We start from the raw sequence: 24,948 nt of genomic DNA, 5'->3' as shown, positions 1-24,948 counted from the left end.
AGGTGAAAACGTTGATACAAAAACTTAGATCCCTGGAGTTCCAACATCGATTAGCACGTGTTTCTCATGCGTTTGAGCAAAACGTAACAAAGCATGATGAAAAAAAAGAAATGCTTCATATTGTTTACGTTATGACCCATACAGGTGTCTCAGGCGGTGCAAAAATTATATTTGAACATGCAAACAGACTTACACGGCTTGGAGCAAAAGTTACAATCGTTGCTCATTATGAAAAGCCGGCTTGGTTTCCGATTGAAGCAGATTATATTAAAGTTCCTTTTGATTTAGAATTAGCGAAAGGCATTCCAGACTGCGACTTGATTGTAGCGACTTACTGGGATCATATTCAACCATGTATTGAAACAGGTATTGCCCCAGTTGTTTATTTTGAACAAGGTGATTTTCATTTATTTGATTACGACAACATGAATCAAACATTAAAGAATTTTATTCAGAAACAATTTCAATTACCTTCTTTTATTTATACTGTTTCTCAACAAGCTGCTGATTTAATTGAAGCTATTTATGGCAGAGAAGCGAAAGTATATCCCAATGCAGTTGATGAACATATTTTTACTCGTGAAGGCCATCGGGAGGAAGGAGAGCATCCATATTTATTAATGGTAGGAGGAGAAAGAACTGCGTTTAAAGGAATCTCCTATATTATGGATGCTTATGAAAAGCTCAAAAATGAAATTGCACTTGATTTATATTGGATTACACCTGAAACACCGTCAGAAAAAATGAAACAAAGAGTAACGAAGTATTTTGTTAGTCCAACACAAGAAAAGATTGCTTCTTTATATCGAGGTGCTGCTTTATATGTATCTGGCTCTACTTATGAAAGCTTTTCCTTGCCTCCACTAGAGGCGATGGCATGTGGATGTCCAGTTGTAACGACGGATAACAAAGGGGCATTAGAATATGCAGTACATCAAAAAAATGCATTAATTTGCCGTATGAAGGATTCAGAAGATATGGCGGAAAAAATTAAAGAATTGCTTACAAACCAAGAATTGAAGGAAAAGTTAATTCATAACGGATTAGAGACGGCAAAACAATATAACTGGAATAAAATTATTGAAAATATTTTGCATTATTATCAAGAAATTGCATCCTTTAAAGTTCAACCACGAAATAAATTAAGCGATTGGAATATCATGATTCATCAAGAAAATTGTTTCAACCATGATGATTATAAGAGATTAGAAAAATTCCTCCTTGTTACAAATGCTGATATTGTGAAAGTACCTGTCATTTATCAAATCGATAAAATTCCTACAATTGCACGATGGGAAGTAGCAGCAGTTCGAAAAGAGGTTGAAGATGGCTTGGTAGAAACATGTTTTTGTCCTGTACGTCCAGATAATAAGTTTCAACTCTATAATCTGAAGGGTTATCAGTCTTTTCTTTTAAAACTATTTGAGCAAGCGTTAGAAGAATTTTTGGCGTTACAGAAAAACGGAGATGAGAAGGAGCAAGCCGTAGCTGAAAAATGGGTTATATTGACGTTAATGAGATTGCAAAGAAAAGAAGAAGCAAAGAGAAGATTAAAAGAATTAATGACAAAACATCCATATAATGCAGATTTATATAAATTATCTCTTCTATTGGAAGGAAAGGATAAGGACAATTTAAAACCGATTTACAACCTTAAAATATTAGGTGATGCCACATCCTATCCCGAATTTTTCTTTAACATTGTTTCAACAGTATAGGGGGATAAATTAGGAAAGAGGTGGACAGATGATCAGTGTCATTTTACCAGTCTATAATGCTGGTCATTATGTAAAAGATTCGATTGCTAGTATATTGCAGCAAACTGAAAGGAATATTGAGTTAATCGTAGTGAATGATGGTTCGACGGACAATAGTGAAGAGATTATATTGTCATTTAATGATGAACGGATACGTTATGTAAAGCACGAGACCAACAAAGGAGTTGCCGCTGCCTTTAATGAAGGATTAAAAATTGCTAAGGGTGATTATATTACTTTTCATGGCGCAGATGATTTGTCTTTGCCCAATCGATTTGAGCGATTATTAGCTGAATTTTGCTGTGAGCAAATTGGGTATGTTCATTCCGATATGTTGCTTATTACGGAACATAATTCTCCTTTTAGTTATTGGCAAGCTGCAAATATTTCTCCGAATGATATTTATTCATTTTTCCTTAATGTTGGTACCCCATTTAATAATGGAACCATCCTATTTAGAAGGGAAGCTGTAGAGCATATTTATTTTGATGAAAGCATCAAAGTTGGTTCCGATACAGATTTTATCTTAAAAGTGGCGAAAGAAAAATGGCGTTCTTCCCATGTTCCTGAACCGTTGTATATCTATAGAAGACATCAAGCAAATATTACGAAGAATAGAAGTTATGAAGAATTAGCGAGGCATATCCGTTTAAATATTCAAGATGAAGATTTGATGAGTCTTAACGAAGTCAATGAAAAAGGAGAGGAAAACAATTTATTAACAGCAAAATTGATTGCAGGGCTTGCCTTATCACGAAGATGGATGAAACAAGAGGGATTTTCTCTCTTTCATGAGGCAATACCATTAGTTAAAACAGAAAGGGATCGTCACTTTTTTGAAGGAATGAAGGGGTTAGTTGAAAATAATTATAGGCATGCTGTCCATCATTTTCAGCAAATTACGGATCGCAATCATATTGAGGAGAATTATCTTGGGGAAGCGTTTCTCCATATGAAGAATTATAATACGGCCTATGAGCACTTTATAAAAGCACTGCAACTATCACCAAACTATCATACGCCTGTGAAAAATTTAAAAATCATTGGCATATTGAAAGGGTATAATATTATTGATAAACATGTGGATCATTTCAGATAAAAAAGTTTTTAATAAAAAAGGTCGTCAAAAAAGAGCGAATGGAAGGAAACGATGAAAAATTTCCCCTTCGCTCTTTTTTTTAAAGGTTAGACAGATCTAACATCTACTCGTGCAGATAGAGTATCCACAAGTGCAGATAAAGATTCAACTTGTGCGGATAATGTTTTGCTATTATACCTGTAAAGTTTACACATTAAAGCGCCCATAAGATGAGCATAATAAATATAAAATGTGGGAATTTATTGGGTTTATTAAAAAGCCACAGCGTAGCTGCAATGCCATTGACACCTACCACGATTCTTAGTACTTGGTGGATGGGGTCGGGGCCCCGCCAACAAGTACTTAGAATCGATCTGTCCGTAGTACAATGACAAACGGAGTGAGCGCAAGGAGCTATTTTTTGAGATCATCTGCAATCTACAATCACTACGGACAATCAGGTAGGTGTCAATGGTGGCGTACTTCGTACATGAATGGAGGATATGGAAATGGCGAAAAAATATCGATATTACACATTTGAATTCAAAAAACAAGTCATTGAAAAATATTTCGAAGGGTATTCTTCCACAGAGGTAGCTAAAATATATAACATTCATCGGAGAAGAGTCTCTGAATGGGTGAAAATTGTGAAAGAAGGAGGCTATGAAGCTCTCTTAACCAAAAGAGAAAAAGTAGCTAAACAGAAACAGTCGCCTGTTGAAAAATCTTTGGAAGAAAAATATCTTCTATTACAGTTGGAGAACGAATACTTAAAAAAGTTGTTAGATCTAAGAAAGGGGTGAATGATAAAGAACAACAATTTGCCTTTATTCACGCTTACGCAGAACAATATCCGATTTCTATTTTAGCGGAAATCGCCAATGTATCCCGTGCGGGTTATTATAAATGGTTAAAGAGAAATGGAGAAAAACATCGTGATCAAATTGATGAACGGTTAATCCCTTATATCCTAAAGGTGTTTAACGATCACCGTGGTACTGTGGGGAGAAAACGAATCAAAATTGAATTGGAAAGACAATATGGGTTAGTCATCAATGAAAAACGGATTGCCCGTTTAATGAGGAAATATGGATTGGTATGCAAAATTCGCCAAAAGAAATTTAGATATCGTCCAAGTGTTCATGGAAAAATTCCCAATCTTCTTAGCCGTAACTTCAAAGCCATTCGAGAAGGAGTAAAGTTTTCCATTGATATTACGTATATTCGCGTGAAAAGAGGACGTCAAAAATGGGTATATCTCTGTGCCATTAAAGACTTATTTAATGAGGAAATCGTGGCTTATTCAATGGGGACAAGTTTGGAAATGAAATTAGTGTATCGCGCCTTAGAAATGCTTAAAAAAAGGGGATATAGTAAAGGAGCGATTCTCCATAGTGACCAAGGCACTCACTTTACTAATCCCGATTATCAAGAGTATCTCCGTGAGATGGAGATAACTCAATCCATGTCCCGCAGAGGCAACTGCTGGGACAATGCCTGCATTGAAAATTTCTTTAGTCATCTGAAGGTTGAACTTGGATGTTTTAGTCAACCCGAAACTGTACGAGAAATTTACGAAGCAGTAGAAAACTATATTAATTATTATAACACCAAACGTATCGTAACTAAACTAAAAATGAGCCCGATGGAATATAGAACAAAAGCAGCATAAATTTGGATTAATACGGGGCGGATAAAAATGTCTACTTGACAGGAGCATGAGCATTTCTACTTGTGCGGATAATGTTTCTACTTGTGCGAATTGCGTTTTGCTATTATACCTGTAAAGTTTACACATTAAAGCGCCCATAAGATGAGCATAATAAATATAAAATGTGGGAATTTATTGGGTTTATTAAAAAGCCACAGCGTAGCTGCAATGCCATTGACACCTACCACGATTCTTAGTACTTGGTGGATGGGGTCGGGGCCCCGCCAACAAGTACTTAGAAGCGATTTGTCCGTAGTACAATGACAAACGGAGTGAGCGCAAGGAGCTATTTTTTGAGATCATCTGCAATCTACAATCACTACGGACAATCAGGTAGGTGTCAATGGTGGCGTACTTCGTACATGAATGGAGGATATGGAAATGGCGAAAAAATATCGATATTACACATTTGAATTCAAAAAACAAGTCATTGAAAAATATTTCGAAGGGTATTCTTCCACAGAGGTAGCTAAAATATATAACATTCATCGGAGAAGAGTCTCTGAATGGGTGAAAATTGTGAAAGAAGGAGGCTATGAAGCTCTCTTAACCAAAAGAGAAAAAGTAGCTAAACAGAAACAGTCGCCTGTTGAAAAATCTTTGGAAGAAAAATATCTTCTATTACAGTTGGAGAACGAATACTTAAAAAAGTTGTTAGATCTAAGAAAGGGGTGAATGATAAAGAACAACAATTTGCCTTTATTCACGCTTACGCAGAACAATATCCGATTTCTATTTTAGCGGAAATCGCCAATGTATCCCGTGCGGGTTATTATAAATGGTTAAAGAGAAATGGAGAAAAACATCGTGATCAAATTGATGAACGGTTAATCCCTTATATCCTAAAGGTGTTTAACGATCACCGTGGTACTGTGGGGAGAAAACGAATCAAAATTGAATTGGAAAGACAATATGGGTTAGTCATCAATGAAAAACGGATTGCCCGTTTAATGAGGAAATATGGATTGGTATGCAAAATTCGCCAAAAGAAATTTAGATATCGTCCAAGTGTTCATGGAAAAATTCCCAATCTTCTTAGCCGTAACTTCAAAGCCATTCGAGAAGGAGTAAAGTTTTCCATTGATATTACGTATATTCGCGTGAAAAGAGGACGTCAAAAATGGGTATATCTCTGTGCCATTAAAGACTTATTTAATGAGGAAATCGTGGCTTATTCAATGGGGACAAGTTTGGAAATGAAATTAGTGTATCGCGCCTTAGAAATGCTTAAAAAAAGGGGATATAGTAAAGGAGCGATTCTCCATAGTGACCAAGGCACTCACTTTACTAATCCCGATTATCAAGAGTATCTCCGTGAGATGGAGATAACTCAATCCATGTCCCGCAGAGGCAACTGCTGGGACAATGCCTGCATTGAAAATTTCTTTAGTCATCTGAAGGTTGAACTTGGATGTTTTAGTCAACCCGAAACTGTACGAGAAATTTACGAAGCAGTAGAAAACTATATTAATTACTCAACTTTCGCAGAGTAATATCTTATTGCAACTCTTGATATGACTGTTTTATATCGTCTTTCATTATTTCTCTTGTTTTTTATTGATTTTATTTTTTTAAAAGAAAAAGACACCTATCTTTTGGTAAAATTATGGTGATCAAACCAAATACCAAAGAAGGTGTCATCATTATGATAACGAAAAAAGATACTTTTGCACAACTACCAAAAGAACTTGAACGAAGATTTTCTGAATTAAATATAGGCAAACATTTGAGAAAAGCGAGAATTACTAAGGGATTTGGTTATTCATGCTTATCTATTTTCCGTCTTATTTTTTTGCTTGTTTTCCAATATAAAAATTGGTTTCAAGCACTTCAAAGTAAGAAAGCCGTGGACTTACCTAAAAAAGATACGATCTACCGTTTTCTAAATTCATCTACTTATGCTTGGCGAACTTTTTTACTTTCCTTATGTCAAGATCTTACTGGACGTATAAAAAAGCTTACATCAAACAACAGAGTGAAGGTGTTTATTGTTGATGATTCACTCTTTTCACGCAACCGAAGCAAGTCTGTTGAACTTCTTTCACGAGTATTTGATCATACAGAGAAACGATTCTATAAGGGGTTTCAGTTGCTTACTCTTGGTTGGTCTGATGGATATTCTTTTCTACCTGTAGACTTTGCTTTATTGAGTTCAGCGAAAAAGGAAAATCAACTTAACGGGGTCGATGAATCCATTGATAAACGCACTTCCGGCTACAAGCGTCGTCTTGAAGCACAACAAGATAAGCCAAGCGTTGTCTCTGCTTTATTGGATCATGCCTTAAATGCAGGAATTACAGCTGATTATGTGTTAATGGATACTTGGTTTACGCATGAGCCTTTGATTGAAAAAATCACGGATAAAGGTTTATTTGTCATTGGTATGGTCAAGCAGCTAAAACAACGTTATTTCATAGATGGTGAAGCCCATACTCTGGATGAACTCTTTAAAAAAGCAAAGCGTACCATGGAAAAGAAAGACCTACTCGGTTCGATCCATGTTCATCTTGCAAAAGGACGACAAGTCAAGATTGTATTCGTGCGTAACCGCAATAAAAAGAGTGAATGGTTAGCCATTTTGAGTACAGATACCACACTTTCAGATGAAGAAATTGTGCGTATTTACGGGATGCGCTGGGACATCGAAACATTTTTCAAGTGTACCAAATCATTGCTTAACCTAGCAAAAGAATTTCAAGGTCGTTCGTATGATCTGTTGATTAGTCATACAACGATTGTGTTTACTCGCTTTATACTCTTAGAGTGGGAGCGTAGACAAAACAACGATCCTAAAACGATTGGAAATCTCTTTTTTCTATTATGTGAAGATGTAAAAGATATGAATCTAGAGAGTGCATTGAATCAATTATTAGCGATCTTCCAAACATTAGCAGAAGCTAATGTTTGTTTGAACATGGAATTATTTAAAAGTAAAGTACAAGAATGGATTGCGTCTTTACCCAATTACATCAAGGGATGTCTGACAATATCTGTGTGCGAAAGTTGAGTTAATTATTATAACACCAAACGTATCGTAACTAAACTAAAAATGAGCCCGATGGAATATAGAACAAAAGCAGCATAAATTTGGATTAATACGGGGCGGATAAAAATGTCTACTTGACAGGAGCATGAGCATTCCCACTTGTGCAGATGTTACTTCTACTTGTGCAGATAGTGCATCTACTCGTGCGGATAGAGTATCACATAAGCGGATAATTCTGCTACTAGTGCGGATAGTACTCCTCCTCGTACGGAAAGAGTTCGTACTGTACAGAAACGTTTTCGTTAGTGCAGGATCCTCCTTCTACAGAAGCAGCTTATGTCGTTTTACTGTACACCAATTCCTCGATATTTCATTCCTAAACTCTCAATCTTTTTCTGATTGAGAGCATTTCTTCCATCTAAAACGAATTGACAGTTTGGGAAGAGTTCAAATTTAAAATCTCTATATTGATCATGAAAAGCTTGAAGAATGATAGAATCAATCTTTTCACGATTTTCTATAGAAAAAGGCTTTACTTGAAAAGCAGCAATTTCTTCTGCAGTGTAAAGAGGATCGTCAACATATACTGTAGAACCTCTTTTTTTCAATTCATTTGCAAGCAGAAGAGTAGAAGATTTTGTAGTTTCTTTCACATTTTCTCGGAATGAAAGTCCTAAAATGAGAATGTTTTTATTTTCAAGAGTTGAGAAATATTCTTCCACTTGATCAACAGCATATTTAGCCATTTTGTCATTTATTTCCCTTGAAAGAGGTACCAGTCCATCACTTAAACCATTGTTAATAAAAAAGTAAGGATAAACCGGAATACAATGGCCGCCTACTCCGACACCAGGAAAGTGAAGATGGGAAAAAGGCTGGCTATTTGCTGCTTGAATTACTTCCTTAATGTTAACTCCTAATGAGTCAGCATATACAGCCAGTTCGTTCGCTAATGCAATATTAACATCACGGTAAACGGATTCAACTACTTTTGTAAATTCAGCGGTCTCTAAATTGCTGACAGGCATGATGTCACAGTTTAAAGCTTTTTTATAAAAGGATATGACTAATTCTAGACTTTTTTCGTTATCACCGCTGACCACTTTTGGATAGTTAGAAAGGTCTTGAATAATACGATTTGAGTAAACTCTTTCAGGACTATAGCCTAAATGGAAATCCGTTCCTAATGTTAATCCTGAAAGCTCGGCGATTCTTTTGCCAAAACGGTTTCTAGTATCTCCAGCAGGTAATGTTGTTTCAAAAATAACTAGCGTTCCTTTACGAATCCCTTTTCCGATATCTTCTACAGCTGAGTCAATGAATTCATAGTTGATTGTTCCTTGTTCATTTACTAATACGGGTACAATGACAATAACCACATCAGATTGTTTCACTGCTTTAGTCGTATCAACTGTGGCTCGAAATGTCCCCGCTTTCCATGCTTCATATAATAGCTGATCTAATCCTGGTTCATTTTGAATATGTGAAATTCCTCTATTCACAGTTTCAATGACTTTTTCGTTTTTATCGGCGCCAATGACATTGAAATGCCCAGAGTTTGCAACAACTGCTGCAAGTGGTAATCCAATTTTACCTAACCCAACAACAGTAACAGTTTTCATACATTCAACTCCTTTTTACCTTAACAACTTTGCAGAGTTCAATCCTAAAAAAACTCTATTTTCTTTCCATCACATAAATCATATGTATAAAAGTTGTCGATGGTGTAAGAGTTTCTCATCTTTTCTCTTTTTTCAGCAAATTTAGTGAGAACGTTTAAACACTTGGTATGAATGAAACATATATTGAATGTTGTGTAGGGTAGGAGGGGGTAAAATGCAAAAAAAACTTAAAATATTAATTCTGATTCGACAATTTACAAAAAATTTTCCGAAGCATAAACATAAATTTGAAACGATCAAAGCGATTGAAAAATTTGCTGATGTTCGATATTGGTACAGGGATGGAAATATTCACGATATTCTAAAACAACTTGATTTTAAACCTGACTTTATTTTCCATTATGATATAGGTTGGGGATACGTATTAGCCCCAAGGATTACAGGACTTCATGAAATAAACATTCCAAAAGGTTGTTATGTAATTGATACACATTATTCACCTGCAGAAAGACGAAAATATTTCGAACAAAATAAAATCGATTTGATTTTTTCTGCAACGAAATCTTCTTTTTTGAAAACTCATGCAAAATATAAAGATAAATTCAGATGGTTGCCTTTTTCTATTGATCCAACTATTTTTAAAGATTGGCAATTAGAAAAAGACATCGACTTCTTATTAATTGGACAATTGTATGACAGAACAAAAAAAACAGGGTATCAATCAATGACGCCAAAAGGGAAATATCCATTTAGAGAAGCGGTATTGGAGAAATTGAGGGGAGAGAAAGGATTTGTCTTTCATCCTCACCCAGGCCATAATGCTTCTTCCAATGCTTTAGTAAATGAGAAATATGCAAAAGAATTGAATCGTGCGAAAATCTTCTTTACTTGCGGCTCGAGATTACAATATCCTGTCTTGAAATATTTTGAGGCTCCAGCTTGTAAAACCCTTCTCCTTGCAGAACCTGTACCTGATATCTTGGAATTGGGATTTAAAGATGGAGAGAATTTTGTTGCATGTAATCAATCTAATTTCTATGAAAAGGCTATGTATTATTTAAAAAATGAAAAAGAGCGCAAAAGAATCACGGAAAACGGCTATCAATTTATTCATACAAAACATACAAATGATGTTAGGGCAAAAGAATTTGTCCAAGAGGTGCAAAAATTTTTAGACAAATTGTAAAAGTACAATCAGTTTCAAAGGATTTTGCATAGTATAACGATTAACATCCTTTAAAAACATTTCTAACTTTTAAGAGTTGGAGGAATCAAATTGAATATTCCCTTGATTGACTTAAAAAAAGAGTATGAGATGTATGGAAAAAATATTGAAAAAGCTGTTATCGAAGTAATGCAAAGTGGTTCTTATATTCTAGGAAATAAAGTAATGCAATTTGAAAATGAGATTGCAAATTACTTAGGAGTTCAATTTGCTGTAGGTGTAGCAAATGGTACGGATGCACTGCTTCTAGCTCTCGAAGCACTGGATATAGGTGAAGGAGATGAAGTGATTACTTCGCCGTTTACTTTTTTTGCTACTGCAGAAGTTATTGCAAAAGTTGGTGCAAAGCCTGTATTTGTTGATATAGAACCGAATACCTATAACATCGATGTGAATAAAATCGAAAAAGCGATTACGGAAAATACAAAAGCGATTATCGTTGTTCACCTGTTCGGTATGGCAGCAGAGATGGATGAGATTATGAAGATTGCTTCGAAATATAAGTTAAAAGTGATTGAAGATGCTTGTCAGGCAATAGGAACGGAATATAAAGGTAAACGAGTTGGTGGTATTGGTGATATTGGCTGCTTTTCCTTTTTCCCAACGAAAAATTTAGGTGCATTTGGGGATGGAGGATTAGTTGTAACAAACAATCCAGATATTTTTGAGAAAATTTGTTTTTTACGCAATCACGGCAGCAAAGAAAGATATGTTCATACATCAATAGGGATGAACAGTAGATTAGATGAAATACAAGCTGCAATTTTAATAGAAAAACTTAAATATTTAGATATGTTTATATTTAAGAGAATGACTGTTGCTAACAAGTATACCCAAGAACTTAATCATTTGAAACGAAAGCCGCCGCAATATACAGATAGGAGCCATACGTATCATCAATATTGTATTGAAGTAGATGAAAGGGACCAACTTATAAACTTTTTAAAACAAAAGGGAATTGCCACTGGAATCTATTATCCTATTCCGTTGCATTTACAAAAAGCCCTTCAGTACCTTCAATATCAACAAGGGGATTTCCCTGTTTCAGAGAAGGTGGCAAAACATATTTTAGCACTTCCAATTAATCCTACGATTACTGTAACAGAACAGGAATATATTATTAAAGCTATGAAAGAGTTTGCAGGTGTTTCATCATGAGTTTAGTAAGAGTTGGTGTCGTAGGTACTGGAAAGATGGGTTTTTTTCACTGTTCAAAATTAAAGCAAATGAAAAATGTGAACTTTATCGGAATTTATGATCCAGATATGAATAGGGCAAAAAAGATTAGTAAAGCCTTTCAAGTTAAAGCGTTCAATACTTATACTGAACTATTGAAAAATATTGATGCGGTCATTATCGCGACACCTACACCATTTCACTTTTCATTAGCAGCAGAAGCGATTGTTCACAATAAACATGTATTTGTTGAAAAACCAATTACAATGACGGTAGAAGAAGCAGATAAAATTAAAGCGCTTCTGAAAAATAAAAATCTTAAATTTCAAGTAGGGCATATTGAACGGTTTAATCCAGCTATAAGGCGAATTCATGACTATATTCGCCCTGAACAAATTATGAATATTGAAGCAAGAAGACTTGCTTATTCAGATAGAATAAAAGATACAGATGTTGTATTGGATGTTATGATTCATGATATTGATATTATTTTGAGCATAATTAAAAGTCCGATTAAACGAATCTCAGCAGAGGGGATTCGTTTACGTGATGCTCTGAAGTATGACACCGTTTCAGCAATACTTCTGTTTGAAAATGGAATTGTCGCAAATTTATTAGCAAGTAATATATCTCATGAAAAGGTGAGAGAACTTATTATTTATGAGAAAGAAAAAGTGATTAAAACGGATTATTTAATGAGACAGCAACAACTTGTCATGAATGAATTAAATAATCATTCTACAGTTCCAGTCGGAACAGAGACCGTTATTGCTAATATTGCCCTACCTTATTCCGATCCATTACTGGAAGAGCTTCTACATTTTATTGACTGTATCTATTCAGATACAAAGCCGCTTATCGGCGTTGAGGAAGGAAGAGCGGCGGTAGAGGTTGCATTGAAAATTAAACAAAGTTTAATAGATTCACAATAAAAAAGAAATGTATAACTCTTTATGATGATGGTAAAAGAGTTATACATTATTTTAGTTGTTATAAATATATGAATTTCTCTTTACTTTTCTGCATCGTTAGAATTTATTTTTGAAATTTTTTTAGCAGGCACGCCGACAACTGTTTCATTTGGCTGAACGTCTTTTGTTACTACGGAACCAGCACCGACTATAGCGTTTTCGCCAATAGTTACATTTGGTAGAAGGGTAGCGTTATTTCCAATTTTCGCTCCTTTTTTAATATGCGCTCCTTTTAATTCATACGGTTTTAACCCCATGTATTTATCATTTGACATAGACACACATGGACCGATAAAAACATCATCCTCTAAAATGGTATCACCAGTTATATAGGCCAAGGTTTGTATTGTACATCTTTTCCCAATTGACGTATTTAGCTCAACAATAGCACCTCTGCCAATAACTGTTTGGCTGCCGATTGTTGAATTCTCTCGAATGCTAGCATGGTCAGCAACAAAAACGTGGTCTGCAATCTCTGAGCCAGCGTAAATCGTTACATTATTTCCGATTTTTGTATTTTCTCCGATGATTAGATGAGGCTGTTTCACATTGGATGCCCTCATTTTTTGATTTCCGCTTTTTTTGACCCCTAAAACACAATTGGATCCAATGATTACATTGTCACCAATAATCGTGTTTTTTAGGATTACTGTATGATGTCCAATCGTAACATTTTCTCCGATTGTGACCCCTTCTTCAATTACCACATGTTGCCCAAGTTTAATGCTTTCAGGTAGTTGAGGTTGCCCCAGTTTGCTCATCCTTTCATTTTTGTTTTTGGAAATAGGGCTTTTCGTTTTCTAACTTCGAATTAATCGAAAATAAGGAAATTCACCTTCAATATTTTAGACTTACTATTTAACGCTATCTTTCCTATTTTGATTTTTTAAGTAGCTTTGAAAAAATTCTTCATTATATAAAACTTTCGGATCATTTGGGATATATTGTTTCGTCAATTCGTGGTGTTTAATTGATTCTCCAACATTTCCTAATTGCCAATAGCAAACGCATAGAGCGAGATGCGGATACCAGGTTGTGTAAGAAGTATGGTGAAAGCCGCCTGTTTTTTTATGTTTCATTTTCACAGCCAACTGATACCAAAACAAAGCTGTTTTGAAGTCTTTTCTTGCTTGGAAGATGTCTCCGATGCGGCAGCAGGCCTCAGATCTCGGTTCATCATAGTTAAACGTTTTAAAGAGAGCCATCAATTCATTCTCTTTTTCTCCGAGACGAGCATAACAGTCGGCCATATATATGCAAGCCCGAATATTATCTTCTATCCAACCTTTTTTTCCATCTAAAAATTCTTGATAATAAATAATCGCTTTATTGTATTGTTTATGATCTTTAAGCTCATTGGCATAATAAAACAAATCTCTTGGTGAAAACTCTTCTCCATTTTTGATGCGATTTTCATAAATTCTTAGGTTTCTGCCGATTGATTGAGTATCCACTTTTTTCTCTCTCTTTTTATGATGGATGGAAATGTCCGCTTCCAATATATTTCCGTGAACAGCAAGATATTCATGTACAGGTCCAATCCATTTAAATCCTTTGCTTCGTTTCACAAGGCGGTTTCTTCGGTAATGGAAGGTTGGATTTCCATTTCCGTCTGTAGCGGCAATATAGTTCATGGAGACAGCATCAATATTGCTATTAAGGTTTTTTTTCAGCTTTTTAAACTTTTTTTGCTCTTCTGGAAGAATAACATCATCAGCATCTAACCAGAGAATATAATCTTTTGTTGCAAGACTGAATGAATAGTTTCTCGCTGCTGAAAAGTCATCAATCCAAGTAAAGTCATATATTTTATCTGTAAATTTACTTGCGATTTCTTTTGTTCTATCTGTCGAACCCGTATCGACAATGATGATTTCATCACAAATATCTTCTACACTTGATAAACAATTTGCCAAAACCTCTTCTTCATTTTTGACAATCATGCAAAGACTGATTGTCGGCATTTATACACCCCTCTACTAATCGAAATAACTATTCATATATATATGTAGCTTTAAATAATTCGGAACTTACGAATGAAAGGTGTAATAAATAAAAAAGGGAAAATGATGATTGCAGCCCATCGAAATTTTCCTTATTGGGTAAGTAAAATTGCAATAGCTAATAAATGTAAAGCATAATGAGTGGAAGTTATCGAGGGAAAGTATAAGGAGAATTTTTATGGGGAAAGTGGAAGAAGAGCGATGAAGAATTATAATCTTTTTAAATTTAGGTGCTGTCGAATGTATAAGAGTACATTTTTAGTGAGGCCAAATCCAAAAATTCGCATCAGCAGAGATGGGATAATAGTCAAATTCAAAGAGATAATAGCCAACTCGGCCAAGATAATAGTCAATCCAGATAAAATAATAGCCAAATCCAAAAATTCGCATCAGCAAAGATAGGATAATAGTCAAACCCAAAAAGATAATAGCCAACTCGCCGAAGATAATAGTCAACCTAGGTAAAATAATAGCCAAAGCCGAAAATTCGCTCCAGCAAAGATGAGATAATAGTCAAATTCAAAGGGATAATAGCCAATTCGCCTGAGATAATAGTCAACCTAGATAAAATAATAGCCAAAGCCAAAAATTTGCTCCAGCAAATAAAAGATAATAGTCAAAACCCAAGCGATAATAGCCAACTCGGCCGAGATAATAGTCAACCTAGGTAAAATAATAGCCAAATCCAAAAATTCGCATCAGCAGAGATGAGATAATAGTCAAATTCAAAGGGATAATAGCCAACTCGTCCGAGATAATAGTCAACCTAGATAAAATAATAGCCAAAGCCAAAAATTCGCTCCAGCAGAGATGAGATAATAGTCAAATCCAATAAGATAATAGCCAACTCGGACAAGATAATAGTCAATCTAGGTAAAATAATAGCCAAAGCCAAAAATTTGCTCCAGCAGAGATGAAATAATAGTCAAATTCAAAGGGATAATAGCCAACTCGGCCGAGATAATAGTCAATCTAGGTAAAATAATAGCCAAATCCAAAAATTCGCATCAGCAGAGATGAGATAATAGTCAAATTCAAAGGGATAATAGCCAACTCGTCCGAGATAATAGTCAACCTAGATAAAATAATAGCCAAAGCCAAAAATTCGCTCCAGCAGAGATGAGATAATAGTCAAATCCAATAAGATAATAGCCAACTCGGACAAGATAATAGTCAATCTAGGTAAAATAATAGCCAAAGCCAAAAATTTGCTCCAGCAGAGATGAAATAATAGTCAAATTCAAAGGGATAATAGCCAACTCGGCCGAGATAATAGTCAATCTAGGTAAAATAATAGCCAAAGCCAAAAATTTGCTTTAGCAGAGATGGGATAATAGTCAAAATCAAAGGGATAATAGCCAACTCGGCCGAGATAATAGTCAATCTAGGTAAAATAATAGCCAAAGCCAAAAATTCGCATCAGCAGAGATGAGATAATAGTCAAATTCAAAGGGATAATAGCCAACTCGTCCGAGATAATAGTCAACCTAGATAAAATAATAGCCAAAGCCAAAAATTCGCTCCAGCAGAGATGAAATAATAGTCAAATTCAAAGGGATAATAGCCAACTCGGCCGAGATAATAGTCAATCTAGGTAAAATAATAGCCAAAGCCGAAAATTCGCTCCAGCAAATAAAAGATAATAGTCAAAACCCAAGCGATAATAGCCAACTCGTCCGAGATAATAGTCAACCTAGATAAAATAATAGCCAAAGCCAAAAATTCGCATCAGCAGAGATGGGATAATAGTCAAAAGCAGTGAGATAATAGCCAATTCGCCAGAGATAATAGTCAATCCAGATAAAATAATAGCCAAAGCCAAAAATTCGCATCATCAGAGATGGGATAATAGTCAAATCCAAAGAGATAATAGCCAACTCGTCCGAGATAATAGTCAACCTAGATAAAATAATAGCCAAAGCCAAAAATTCGCTCCAGCAGAGATGAAATAATAGTCAAATTCAAAGGGATAATAGCCAATTCGCCTGAGATAATAGTCAACCTAGATAAAATAATAGCCAAAGCCAAAAATTCTCTCCAGTAGAGATGGGATAATAGTCAAATCAAAAGAGATAATAGCCAACTCGTCCGAGATAATAGTCAATCCAAATAAAATAATAGCCAAAATTTTTATGATCTACATATTTCTTTTTCTATGGGGGTCACATTAAACGCGCCGCTTCGTCGCAATTTATTTGTAACGAAAGTGTTAACGTCAGTTAAAAAAGGAGGTGGCTTAAAATTATTTTTCAGCCGTCCTCCCTTTTTCTAGCACTTATTTTTTTAAAGTTAATTTCGATACTATTTCAACCCGAGCTGTCTGAGGGAACATATCAACTGGTTGGATGTATTCAACGGTGTATAGCCTAGATAATTCTTTTAAATCCCTTGCGAAAGTGGATGGGTTGCAAGAAGTATAGACGAATCGTTTTGGTTTAATTTTTAATACGGTTTTAATAAAATTTGGTGCAAGACCAGTACGAGGTGGATCGACCGTTACAACGTCTGGTACAAATCCTTCTTTCGCCCATTTCTTAAGCCACTCTTCTGCTGGACCGTTATAGTATTTGGCATGAGTAAATCCGTGGTTTTGTGCATTTTTTTTAGCATCTTCAATGGACTCAGGAACGATATCCATTCCACGTACTTCTTTTGCATCTTTTGCAAGCCATAAACCGATAGTTCCGACACCACAATAGGCATCTACAACTGTTTCTTTGCCAGTTAACCCCGCGGCTTTTTTGATTTCATCATATAAAACAACAGTTTGTTTTGGATTGAGTTGGAAAAATGCGCGGGAAGATAAATCAAAAGCAAGTTCTCCTAATTTTTCGTGTATCGTCTCTTTGCCATCAAGTACAATGGTATCATCCCCAAAAATCAAGGAAGTTTTTGAAGGGTTGATATTTTGAGTGATGGAAACAATGCTTGAATCCAAATTTTTTATGCCTTGTATTAATTCCGCTTTTTTAGGAATTTCTTTTTTCGTCGTAACAAGGCATACTTGTGTTTCTCCTGTTTGAATACCTGTACGAACGACAATGGTGCGAACAATTCCTTTTGATTTTCCATCATAGATTGGAATGTTCAGTTTTTGTAAAAGCTTTCGAATGCCGACAGTAATTTTTGTTGTTATAGGATGTTGTACGATGCAATCATTGATATTTAAGAGTTTATTCGTGCCTTCGACGAACAATCCGGCAGAAACATAGCTACCATTTTTTCGTACCTGGAAAGAGCTTTTATTTCGATAATGCCATGGATTGTCCATTCCAATAGTAATACGTATTTCTGCATTTTCAGCAATCTGTGGTACATATTTTTCTAAAGCTTGAATAACGATATCACGCTTTTCTTTTAATTGTCCTTCGTATGATAAGTGTTGTAATTGGCATCCCCCACATTGCTCATAAATTTTGCATGGAGGGGTTATGCGATTTTTTGAAGTTTCTCTAATTCGCACAATTTCCGCCTCCGCAAAATTTTTATGGATTTTTGAAACTTTTGCTGTGACGACTTCACCAGGAAGTGCTCCTTTTACGAATACAACATTCCGCTTGAAAAAGCCGACACCTTCACCATTGATTCCAAGTCGTTTAATTGTTAATGGAAATTTTTGACCGATTTCGATTTGCACTTTTTCAGACATCATTTCACGTCCTTTATTCAATCTTCAAATATTATAGCAATCGAATAAGGATAGGTAAAATTGCATATGTATGATTAGTGCAAGATAATAAATCAAGTTGATTATGTGGATTTTCTCCGAAATAAGTGTTATTGTTATAGATAATTAAATATTTTTATATCCTTCGGGGTCGGGTGAAATTCCCAATCGGCGGTGATGAAGCAATGCTTCTAAGCCCGCGAGCTCTTTTGGAGCAGGATTTGGTGAGAATCCAAAGCCGACAGTGAAAGTCTGGATGGGAGAAGGATGGTTTGTAAAAAATACCCATTAATCGTTAGTTAATGGGCTAGTTTAGTATACCCTTTTTTACATTCTATCTCCCGCATATAAGCGGGAGTTTTTATTTAGGTATACGTGAAAAATTTGCCTGTACACAGGCTTTTTTGTCATGCCTAAAAATTCATCATTCTCCCAACCCCGTTAAGTTTTCGCTTAATGGGGTTTTTGCTTTTATTAAAAGAATGAGGGGGATTTACATGTTTACTGGCTTAATTGAAGACAAAGGAATTGTCACTGCTATTCAAAAAGACGAAAAAAGTATGAAAATCGTTATTCATTCTCCAAAAATTGTGTCAGATGCGTCTTTAGGAGACAGTATTGCTGTCAATGGCGTTTGTCTAACAGTTACTCATTTAACAAAAGATGAAATGACGGTAGATGTCATGCCGGAAACTGTAAAAGCCACAACGATTCATCAGTTAAAAAAAGGAGACTATGTCAATTTAGAAAGGGCAATGGCAGCTGGTGGACGTTTTGGTGGCCATATGGTGTCGGGTCATGTGGATGGAGTAGGAACGATTCGCAGCAAAAAGCCGGTATCCAATGCAGTGTATTACGAAATTGAGATGCCGAAAGAACTGTTAGAACAATGTATTCCTAAAGGATCCATTACGATTGACGGGACAAGTTTGACGATTTTTGGAGTTAGTGATACAAGCGTCACAATTTCTCTCATTCCTCATACGTATTCAGAAACGATTTTAGGAATGAAAGGGATTGGCGATCAAGTGAATATTGAGACGGATATGTTGGGAAAATACGTGTTACATCATTTAAAGAAAATCAATCAAAAAGAAGAATCAAAAATTACGTTAGAATTTTTAACTCAAAATGGATTTTAAGGATGGTGGTTTTAATGTTGAACACAATCGAGGAAGCAATTGAAGATTTGAAAAAGGGGAAAACCATCATCGTTGTGGATGATGAAAATCGGGAAAACGAAGGGGATTTAGTGGCTTTAGCAGAGCATGCAACACCAGAGACCATCAATTTTATGGCGACATACGGCCGAGGTTTAATTTGTACGCCCATCACAGAAGAATTGGCAAAAAAATTGGATTTACATACAATGGTTGCAAATAATACAGACAATCATCAAACAGCATTTACCGTTAGTATCGACCATATTAGCACGACAACAGGCATTAGTGCATATGAGCGTTCAACAACGATTTTAAAAATGATAGATGATGATGCGAAAAAAGAAGATTTTCGCAGACCAGGACATGTTTTTCCGCTTATCGCCAAGAAAAATGGAGTATTGGAAAGACAAGGGCATACAGAGGCTGCAGTTGATCTAGCTAGGATTGCAGGATCATTTCCTGCGGGTGTGATTTGCGAAATTATGGGGGATGACGGAAAAATGTCTCGCCTCGATGATTTATTGAAATTCGCAAAAGTACATGATTTAAAAATTATTTCAATTGAGGAATTAGTTCGTTATCGTTTCCGAAATGAAGTGGTTGTAAGTCGGGCAGCATCAGTAAATATGCCGACAACATTCGGAAATTTTCGAATGATTGGTTATGAAAATGATGTTGATGGATTGGAACATGTGGCTTTAGTAAAAGGGGATATCCATGAAGGAGAAACACCGCTTGTACGAATTCATTCAGCTTGTTTAACGGGAGATGTTTTTCATTCAAAACGTTGCGATTGTGGTCCACAGTTAGAAAAGTCATTAGAGATGATAGAGAAGGAAGGAAAAGGCGTTCTATTATATATGCAACAAGAAGGACGCGGCATCGGATTAATTAATAAGCTCAAAGCATATGCATTACAGGAACAAGGTTTTGATACGGTTGAAGCCAATCTGAAACTTGGGTTTCCTGCAGAGTTGAGAGATTATGCATTAAGTGCACAAATGTTAAAAGACTTAGGCATTACAAAAATTCGATTAATGACGAACAATCCAGAAAAAATTGAAGGTATCGAGAAATATGGCATCCAAGTTGTGGAACGTGTGCCAATTAAAATCGAACCGAATAATGCTAATGCTTTTTATTTAAAAACAAAAAGAGAAAAAATGCATCATTTTATTTAAACAAAGATATTGTATTTACATTTTAGAAGAGGGAGTAGTTGGAAATGGGAAAAATATTTGAAGCAAATTTAGTTGGAACAGGGCTGAAAATTGGCATTGTAGTAGGAAGATTTAACGAATTTATTACAAGTAAATTGCTAGATAGCGCAATGGATGGATTGAAGCGCCATGGAGTGGATGAAGAAAATATTGATGTGGCATGGGTACCGGGTGCTTTTGAAATACCGTTTATTGCAAAACAAATGGCTGAAACTGGCGAGTATGATGCGGTAATCGGTTTAGGAACGGTTATTCGTGGTTCTACAACTCATTACGATTATGTATGTAATGAAGCAGCAAAAGGCATTGCACAAGTTTCTCTGCAAACAAATGTGCCAGTCATTTTCGGAATTGTTACAACGGAAAATCTTGAACAAGCGATTGAACGCGCTGGAACAAAAGCTGGAAATAAAGGTTATGATGCAGCTGTTTCTGCGATTGAAATGGCGAATTTGAAAAAGATGTTTAAATAATAGATGAAAAGCTGTTTGGAGAGGAAAACTTTCTAGGCAGCTTTTTTAAATAGGTATAAGTTGAAGGATTTTATTGCTAAAGTTGAGGGTATTTGCACGAGCAGAAGTTGCATTTGCACAAGTGGAAGAGTTATCTGCAAGAGAAGGGGTTGTATACGCATTAGCGGTGGAGGTAACTGCACAAGCAAGGTTTATTTACACAAGCAGGAGTTGTATCCTCACAAGAAAGGAATTTAAGTGCACGAGTACTATGTTTATCCGCACAAGTAGAAGAGTTATCCACACAAACAGGGGAGCTTAGTGCACAAGTGTGATGTTTATCTGCTCATGCAGAAGTTGTATCCGCACAAGTAAAGAAATTATCTGCACAAGCAAGCATTGTAAAAGGAACCCATTTTAAAATGGGTTCCACAAATTATATTAAGAAGCTTTCCCCCATAAATAATCATCAACTAAATGATCAAATACAAGATCGTCCAAAGTTCCAAAAGTATAACCCTGTTTTTTCGCTTCTTTTATAAAATCCGGCAATGCATCAGCATTATGTTCAGCAACCGTATGCATTAATATAATAGCTCCGGGATGCAGCTGACTGATTAACTCGTTGTATGCGTAATCTGCACCTTTCTTTTGATCGGTATCCCAATCTCTGAAAGCAATGGACCAAAAGATGTGGGTATAGCCATTTTCATTGCCTATTTCTAACAATTCAGTACTAAAAATTCCTTCAGGTGGTCGAACATAATAAGTACGATTAATACCCGTAATCTCTTTTAATTTCTTATCAAAATTTTGCCATTCTCTTAGCATTCCTTCGCGAGATAATCTAGCCATGTTCGGATGCTTATCTGAATGGTTCCCGATAGTATGCCCATCTTTAACCATTCTCTTCACTAATTCCGATGCACTTGTTAAATAATGTCCCGTTAAGAAAAAGGTTGCTTTCACATTTTCTTTCTTTAATGTATCGAGTATTTTTTCCGTATAACCTGCTTCAAATCCGTTATCGAAAGTTAAATAAATTACTTTTTTCTCTGGATTTCCTCTATATAACGCACCGTAGTTTTTTAATAAACCTTCAAACTCTGCACCAACATCTGGGGGATTTCCATTTTTCGATTTTGTAAAACCCCAATGGTATTCTTTTGCGAATGCTTGAGGTGCTGGGATACTAAATAACAAAACAATGGCCAGGGCAATATTGATCCATTTCAACTTGCTACCTCATCTCCTTTTTGCCTTAGATTGTGCAAAAAGAAAGTGTTTATGCGACTTATATCGAATGGCAAATATCCCAAATCATATGAACGTTTCGGGATTTTGTGTATACTAAAAACGAGGAGTGTTTCAATGCAAGTAATTACAAAAATCACCCGTCAAAAAAATAATAAAGAGCGATACAATATATATTTAAATGAAGAATTTGCCTTTTCAGTAGATGAATCCACTTTAATTAAGTTTGGCTTAACAAAAGGGAAATTACTCGATTCATTTGAAATTGATGAAATTGCATATGAGGATGAAATTGCGAAAGCCTTTAATCGAGCAGTATCATATTTAAGCTATCAAATGCGAAGTGAATATGAGGTGAAAAAAAAGTTGCTTAATGCGGGCTTTGGCGAATCAGTTGTACTCGAAGCAATTCGGAAACTTGAAAAATTAGGTTTCCTCAATGATGAAACGTATTCAAAAGCATTGCTTGAAACAAGGAAAAAAACTGCAAAAAAAGGTCCAATGGCTATAAAGCAAGACTTAATAAAAAAAGGAATTGATAAAAAAACGCTCGAAAAAACATTAAAATCATTTACATATGAAGAACAAATGCAATTAGCGATGCAGTTAGCTGAAAAAACAGTGAAGATGAATAGCAATAAAACACCTACCCAAATAAAGCAAAAAATACAGGACGTATTAATTCGAAAAGGATATTCTTTTGAAATTGTGAATGAAATACTTGACCAAATTCAATTAGAGCGAGAAGATGATGAATGGTACGAATTAATTACCATACAAGGTGAGAAAATTTGGAATAAATATGTTCGGAAATATGAAGACAAGCAACTTGAATTAAAAGTAAAACAAGCCCTGTATCAAAAAGGATTTCCATTAGAGATAATCGATCGATTTATCGATGAAAAGAGGGAGAAGGAATGAAAAAAACTTATGCTCAAATGACTCCAGAAGAATTGAGACAGGAAATAGCAAACTTTAAGGAAAAAGCAAGAAAAGCAGAACAATTAGGAATCGTCAATGAGTTTGCGGTTTACGAAAGAAAAACGCTTATGGCTCAAGCCTATTTAATGGATCCGTCACTTATTAAGCCTGGTGAGATTTACAGAATTGATGGTGCTCCTGGGGAATATTTCAAAGTAGAATATTTAAAAGGACGCTTTGCATGGGGTTTCCGATTAAACGGTGAAAATTTTGAAGAAGCGTTACCTATTTCCATGCTCTCACCATTGAAAGCGGGGGAATAATATGGACGCATACACACTTATGGATAAATTGACGAAAGAATTATTAGAAAAAAATCCGTTTTTATCTGAAAACAAAGCTCGTACTTGGATTGAATTATTATGGTCTGATTTTGAAGCAACATATGCAAAAGCTGGTTATGTCTATCGTGGGGCAGAATATACAGAAAGAATTATTCGCCAATGGATTGAAAGTTATGGCGATAAAATCCATGAATTTGCAGGACGTAACCCGAAATATGCACATTTATTGGAAGAACAGTAATGAAAAGGGGTGTCTTGAAAGTCGAAAGCTTTCTAGACACCCTCAAATCATGATTTTTATAAATATTAGTCGAAGCAAGTTTCTTTGTCGCAGGTGAGCCGTCTCATAATGATTTTTCAAAAGACCACTTCAATTTCAATCACTTGCACCAATCTGCAATTTTCGTTGTAGTTTGTCTTCACTGTAAATCCAACCGGTATAAGAAGTAATAATGTTTAAATCTTCATCCAAATGAGCTACCGCAACAAAAGGGTAATGTTCATTACTTCGATATCTTAAATCGACTAATCGAACTTCTGTAAGACCATTTTCTAGTTCAGAAATGTCCCAATGATAAATTGGCGAGAACGATAAAAAAGCAGATAAATTTGGATCATTCAATGCTTTTTCCACCAATGGCGTTTGTGGTAGAGGACGAATTTTAAATTTATCGTATATATTAATCGTTCTTCCAAATGCTCGTCCTACATAGTAATGCGTTTCAGATTTTGCAGCAACCCGCCAAGTGAAAAAACGCATCGTTGGGGCAACAATGATGATTTTTGCATCTGGAATCGTTTTACGAACGGCATTTTTTACCGATTGTTGAAGTAAAAATCTTAAAATATAATAACCGATGATGATGAAATACATAATGGAGAAGATTATTATCGGGTTTGAACCTAAAGCCCATAAAATTATTCCAATACAGTGGATACCAAAAATATATGGATCAAAGGTATTGATGACACCTAGGGCGACCCACTTTCTTGAAAAGGGGCGTAAAGCTTGAGTTCCGTAAGCATTAAATATATCGACAAATACATGCAAAAAGACGGCAAGAAATGTCCATAGCCAAAGATGTAGTACATTGGCGTCTTGGAAAATGAGTGATACAATTGCGGTAATTCCAATAGGCCAAAGAATGACTGCAGGAGTGGAGTGGGTAATGCCACGATGATGTCTTATATAAACCGCATTATTGCGAAGTTTCAACACAGTATCTACATCGGGTGCTTGGGAACCAACAATCGTCCCAGTTAAAACGGCTGCAAATGTAACGCTATGATTTGCAACAACTGGATCCATTAAAGATAAGCCTCCGAGCGCAATGCCCATGACAAGATGTGTACCTGTATCCATCCAAATCAACTCCTTATAATCGGAGGACTACGCTT

24 protein-coding genes and 1 riboswitch are annotated in these 24,948 nt (G+C 35.6%); of the genes, 18 read left to right on the top strand and 6 right to left on the bottom strand.

The features are described from left to right. The first annotated feature begins 11 nt into the window (after window positions 1–11). The 8 genes from UtA1_RS16430 (at window position 12) to UtA1_RS18105 (ending at window position 7,631) form a co-directional block, all read left to right on the top strand. Complete coding sequence (locus UtA1_RS16430) at window positions 12–1,718, top strand: glycosyltransferase family 4 protein (RefSeq protein ID WP_172597893.1); 1,707 nt, start codon at window positions 12–14, stop codon at window positions 1,716–1,718. A 28-nt stretch (window positions 1,719–1,746) separates the two neighbouring features. Continuing rightward, window positions 1,747–2,856, top strand: a complete 1,110-nt coding sequence (locus UtA1_RS16425; protein ID WP_096552256.1) for a glycosyltransferase — start codon at window positions 1,747–1,749, stop codon at window positions 2,854–2,856. Between the two features lie 488 nt (window positions 2,857–3,344). Continuing rightward, window positions 3,345–3,638 (top strand): helix-turn-helix domain-containing protein, encoded by a 294-nt coding sequence (locus UtA1_RS16420; protein WP_172597841.1) that lies wholly within the window; start codon window positions 3,345–3,347, stop codon window positions 3,636–3,638. Continuing rightward, a complete protein-coding gene (locus tag UtA1_RS16415) occupies window positions 3,635–4,507 on the top strand; it encodes an IS3 family transposase (protein ID WP_096550742.1) in 873 nt (290 codons plus the stop codon). Before UtA1_RS16420 ends, UtA1_RS16415 begins: the two co-directional genes overlap by 4 nt. A 420-nt stretch (window positions 4,508–4,927) precedes the next feature. Beyond that, window positions 4,928–5,221, top strand: coding sequence for a helix-turn-helix domain-containing protein (locus UtA1_RS16410; protein ID WP_172597841.1), 294 nt, complete (start codon window positions 4,928–4,930; stop codon window positions 5,219–5,221). Further along, window positions 5,218–6,039: an IS3 family transposase gene (locus tag UtA1_RS16405; RefSeq protein ID WP_096552254.1), complete on the top strand. Its 822-nt coding sequence runs from the start codon at window positions 5,218–5,220 to the stop codon at window positions 6,037–6,039. Before UtA1_RS16410 ends, UtA1_RS16405 begins: the two co-directional genes overlap by 4 nt. A 152-nt stretch (window positions 6,040–6,191) precedes the next feature. Beyond that, window positions 6,192–7,553: an IS4 family transposase gene (locus tag UtA1_RS16400; RefSeq protein WP_096550531.1), complete on the top strand. Its 1,362-nt coding sequence runs from the start codon at window positions 6,192–6,194 to the stop codon at window positions 7,551–7,553. A gap of 24 nt (window positions 7,554–7,577) precedes the next feature. Further along, window positions 7,578–7,631 (top strand): hypothetical protein, encoded by a 54-nt coding sequence (locus UtA1_RS18105; RefSeq protein ID WP_126434575.1) that lies wholly within the window; start codon window positions 7,578–7,580, stop codon window positions 7,629–7,631. A gap of 245 nt (window positions 7,632–7,876) precedes the next feature. Here the strand turns inward: UtA1_RS18105 and UtA1_RS16390 are convergent, their stop codons facing one another. Further along, complete coding sequence (locus tag UtA1_RS16390; protein WP_096552252.1) at window positions 7,877–9,154, bottom strand: nucleotide sugar dehydrogenase; 1,278 nt, start codon at window positions 9,152–9,154, stop codon at window positions 7,877–7,879. Window positions 9,155–9,368: 214 nt separating this feature from the next. On the opposite strand from UtA1_RS16390, the gene UtA1_RS16385 reads away from it, so the two are divergent. From UtA1_RS16385 to UtA1_RS16375, 3 genes are all read left to right on the top strand, one after another. Beyond that, the gene (locus UtA1_RS16385) at window positions 9,369–10,340 is read left to right on the top strand and encodes a glycosyltransferase family protein (RefSeq protein WP_016837880.1); all 972 of its coding nucleotides are present in this window, start codon (window positions 9,369–9,371) and stop codon (window positions 10,338–10,340) included. Window positions 10,341–10,430: 90 nt separating this feature from the next. Continuing rightward, window positions 10,431–11,537 carry a DegT/DnrJ/EryC1/StrS family aminotransferase gene (locus tag UtA1_RS16380; protein ID WP_016837879.1) on the top strand — a complete coding sequence of 369 codons (1,107 nt, stop codon included), beginning with the start codon at window positions 10,431–10,433 and terminating at the stop codon, window positions 11,535–11,537. Continuing rightward, window positions 11,534–12,487, top strand: a complete 954-nt coding sequence (locus UtA1_RS16375) for a Gfo/Idh/MocA family protein (protein WP_096552250.1) — start codon at window positions 11,534–11,536, stop codon at window positions 12,485–12,487. The genes UtA1_RS16380 and UtA1_RS16375 overlap by 4 nt, the downstream gene beginning before the upstream one ends. Window positions 12,488–12,567: 80 nt before the next feature. On the opposite strand, the gene UtA1_RS16370 is transcribed toward UtA1_RS16375, so the two are convergent. The 3 genes from UtA1_RS16370 to rlmD all read right to left on the bottom strand — a co-directional run bounded on the left by UtA1_RS16370 (window position 12,568) and on the right by rlmD (window position 18,178). Beyond that, on the bottom strand, window positions 12,568–13,287 hold the full coding sequence (locus UtA1_RS16370; RefSeq protein ID WP_016837877.1) for a DapH/DapD/GlmU-related protein: 720 nt from the start codon (window positions 13,285–13,287) through the stop codon (window positions 12,568–12,570). 93 nt (window positions 13,288–13,380) lie between these two features. Continuing rightward, window positions 13,381–14,490 carry a glycosyltransferase family 2 protein gene (locus UtA1_RS16365; RefSeq protein WP_096552248.1) on the bottom strand — a complete coding sequence of 370 codons (1,110 nt, stop codon included), beginning with the start codon at window positions 14,488–14,490 and terminating at the stop codon, window positions 13,381–13,383. Between the two features lie 2,314 nt (window positions 14,491–16,804). Beyond that, on the bottom strand, window positions 16,805–18,178 hold the full coding sequence (rlmD, locus tag UtA1_RS16360; protein WP_096552244.1) for a 23S rRNA (uracil(1939)-C(5))-methyltransferase RlmD: 1,374 nt from the start codon (window positions 18,176–18,178) through the stop codon (window positions 16,805–16,807). 155 nt (window positions 18,179–18,333) lie between these two features. Beyond that, a riboswitch (FMN riboswitch) is annotated at window positions 18,334–18,468 on the top strand. Between the two features lie 225 nt (window positions 18,469–18,693). Between rlmD and ribE the strand changes: the two genes are divergently transcribed. From ribE to UtA1_RS18100, 4 genes are all read left to right on the top strand, one after another. Further along, window positions 18,694–19,338, top strand: coding sequence for a riboflavin synthase (ribE, locus tag UtA1_RS16355; RefSeq protein WP_096552242.1), 645 nt, complete (start codon window positions 18,694–18,696; stop codon window positions 19,336–19,338). Between the two features lie 14 nt (window positions 19,339–19,352). Continuing rightward, window positions 19,353–20,540 carry a bifunctional 3,4-dihydroxy-2-butanone-4-phosphate synthase/GTP cyclohydrolase II gene (locus UtA1_RS16350; RefSeq protein WP_096552240.1) on the top strand — a complete coding sequence of 396 codons (1,188 nt, stop codon included), beginning with the start codon at window positions 19,353–19,355 and terminating at the stop codon, window positions 20,538–20,540. Window positions 20,541–20,584: 44 nt separating this feature from the next. Further along, entirely contained in the window at window positions 20,585–21,052 is a 468-nt protein-coding gene (gene ribH / locus UtA1_RS16345; RefSeq protein WP_096552588.1) for a 6,7-dimethyl-8-ribityllumazine synthase, read from the top strand. Between the two features lie 176 nt (window positions 21,053–21,228). Further along, entirely contained in the window at window positions 21,229–21,366 is a 138-nt protein-coding gene (locus UtA1_RS18100) for an MbeD/MobD family mobilization/exclusion protein (RefSeq protein WP_126434573.1), read from the top strand. Window positions 21,367–21,472: 106 nt separating this feature from the next. Here the strand turns inward: UtA1_RS18100 and UtA1_RS16335 are convergent, their stop codons facing one another. Beyond that, window positions 21,473–22,267: a polysaccharide deacetylase family protein gene (locus UtA1_RS16335; RefSeq protein ID WP_096552236.1), complete on the bottom strand. Its 795-nt coding sequence runs from the start codon at window positions 22,265–22,267 to the stop codon at window positions 21,473–21,475. 135 nt (window positions 22,268–22,402) lie between these two features. On the opposite strand from UtA1_RS16335, the gene recX reads away from it, so the two are divergent. The 3 genes from recX to UtA1_RS16320 are packed head-to-tail and all read left to right on the top strand — an operon-like array spanning window position 22,403 to window position 23,791. After that, the gene (gene recX, locus UtA1_RS16330) at window positions 22,403–23,206 is read left to right on the top strand and encodes a recombination regulator RecX (RefSeq protein WP_096552234.1); all 804 of its coding nucleotides are present in this window, start codon (window positions 22,403–22,405) and stop codon (window positions 23,204–23,206) included. After that, window positions 23,203–23,529, top strand: a complete 327-nt coding sequence (locus UtA1_RS16325) for a YfhH family protein (protein WP_096552232.1) — start codon at window positions 23,203–23,205, stop codon at window positions 23,527–23,529. Before recX ends, UtA1_RS16325 begins: the two co-directional genes overlap by 4 nt. Before the next feature lies 1 nt (window position 23,530). Beyond that, window positions 23,531–23,791: a YfhJ family protein gene (locus UtA1_RS16320; RefSeq protein ID WP_016837867.1), complete on the top strand. Its 261-nt coding sequence runs from the start codon at window positions 23,531–23,533 to the stop codon at window positions 23,789–23,791. A 135-nt stretch (window positions 23,792–23,926) separates the two neighbouring features. Here UtA1_RS16320 and UtA1_RS16315 read toward each other — a convergent pair whose 3' ends face one another. Next, window positions 23,927–24,913 carry a metal-dependent hydrolase gene (locus tag UtA1_RS16315; RefSeq protein ID WP_096552230.1) on the bottom strand — a complete coding sequence of 329 codons (987 nt, stop codon included), beginning with the start codon at window positions 24,911–24,913 and terminating at the stop codon, window positions 23,927–23,929. Window positions 24,914–24,948: the final 35 nt, after the last annotated feature.

Origin of the sequence: Ureibacillus thermosphaericus (assembly GCF_002370195.2) — a bacterium.
In the GTDB taxonomy this organism is placed as follows: domain Bacteria; phylum Bacillota; class Bacilli; order Bacillales_A; family Planococcaceae; genus Ureibacillus; species Ureibacillus thermosphaericus.
The sequence above is the reverse complement of the archived record's forward strand: the minus strand, read 5'-3'. Positions and strand labels throughout refer to the sequence as shown.

Coding starts and splice junctions, on each gene's coding strand:
- UtA1_RS16425 (WP_096552256.1), top strand. CDS start 1,747: ATGATCAGTGTCATTTTACCAGTCTATAATGCTGGTCATTATGTAAAA.
- UtA1_RS16420 (WP_172597841.1), top strand. CDS start 3,345: ATGGCGAAAAAATATCGATATTACACATTTGAATTCAAAAAACAAGTC.
- UtA1_RS16410 (WP_172597841.1), top strand. CDS start 4,928: ATGGCGAAAAAATATCGATATTACACATTTGAATTCAAAAAACAAGTC.
- UtA1_RS16400 (WP_096550531.1), top strand. CDS start 6,192: ATGATAACGAAAAAAGATACTTTTGCACAACTACCAAAAGAACTTGAA.
- UtA1_RS16390 (WP_096552252.1), bottom strand. CDS start 9,154: ATGAAAACTGTTACTGTTGTTGGGTTAGGTAAAATTGGATTACCACTT.
- UtA1_RS16385 (WP_016837880.1), top strand. CDS start 9,369: ATGCAAAAAAAACTTAAAATATTAATTCTGATTCGACAATTTACAAAA.
- UtA1_RS16375 (WP_096552250.1), top strand. CDS start 11,534: ATGAGTTTAGTAAGAGTTGGTGTCGTAGGTACTGGAAAGATGGGTTTT.
- UtA1_RS16370 (WP_016837877.1), bottom strand. CDS start 13,287: ATGAGCAAACTGGGGCAACCTCAACTACCTGAAAGCATTAAACTTGGG.
- UtA1_RS16365 (WP_096552248.1), bottom strand. CDS start 14,490: ATGCCGACAATCAGTCTTTGCATGATTGTCAAAAATGAAGAAGAGGTT.
- rlmD (WP_096552244.1), bottom strand. CDS start 18,178: ATGTCTGAAAAAGTGCAAATCGAAATCGGTCAAAAATTTCCATTAACA.
- ribE (WP_096552242.1), top strand. CDS start 18,694: ATGTTTACTGGCTTAATTGAAGACAAAGGAATTGTCACTGCTATTCAA.
- UtA1_RS16350 (WP_096552240.1), top strand. CDS start 19,353: ATGTTGAACACAATCGAGGAAGCAATTGAAGATTTGAAAAAGGGGAAA.
- ribH (WP_096552588.1), top strand. CDS start 20,585: ATGGGAAAAATATTTGAAGCAAATTTAGTTGGAACAGGGCTGAAAATT.
- recX (WP_096552234.1), top strand. CDS start 22,403: ATGCAAGTAATTACAAAAATCACCCGTCAAAAAAATAATAAAGAGCGA.
- UtA1_RS16325 (WP_096552232.1), top strand. CDS start 23,203: ATGAAAAAAACTTATGCTCAAATGACTCCAGAAGAATTGAGACAGGAA.
- UtA1_RS16320 (WP_016837867.1), top strand. CDS start 23,531: ATGGACGCATACACACTTATGGATAAATTGACGAAAGAATTATTAGAA.
- UtA1_RS16315 (WP_096552230.1), bottom strand. CDS start 24,913: ATGGATACAGGTACACATCTTGTCATGGGCATTGCGCTCGGAGGCTTA.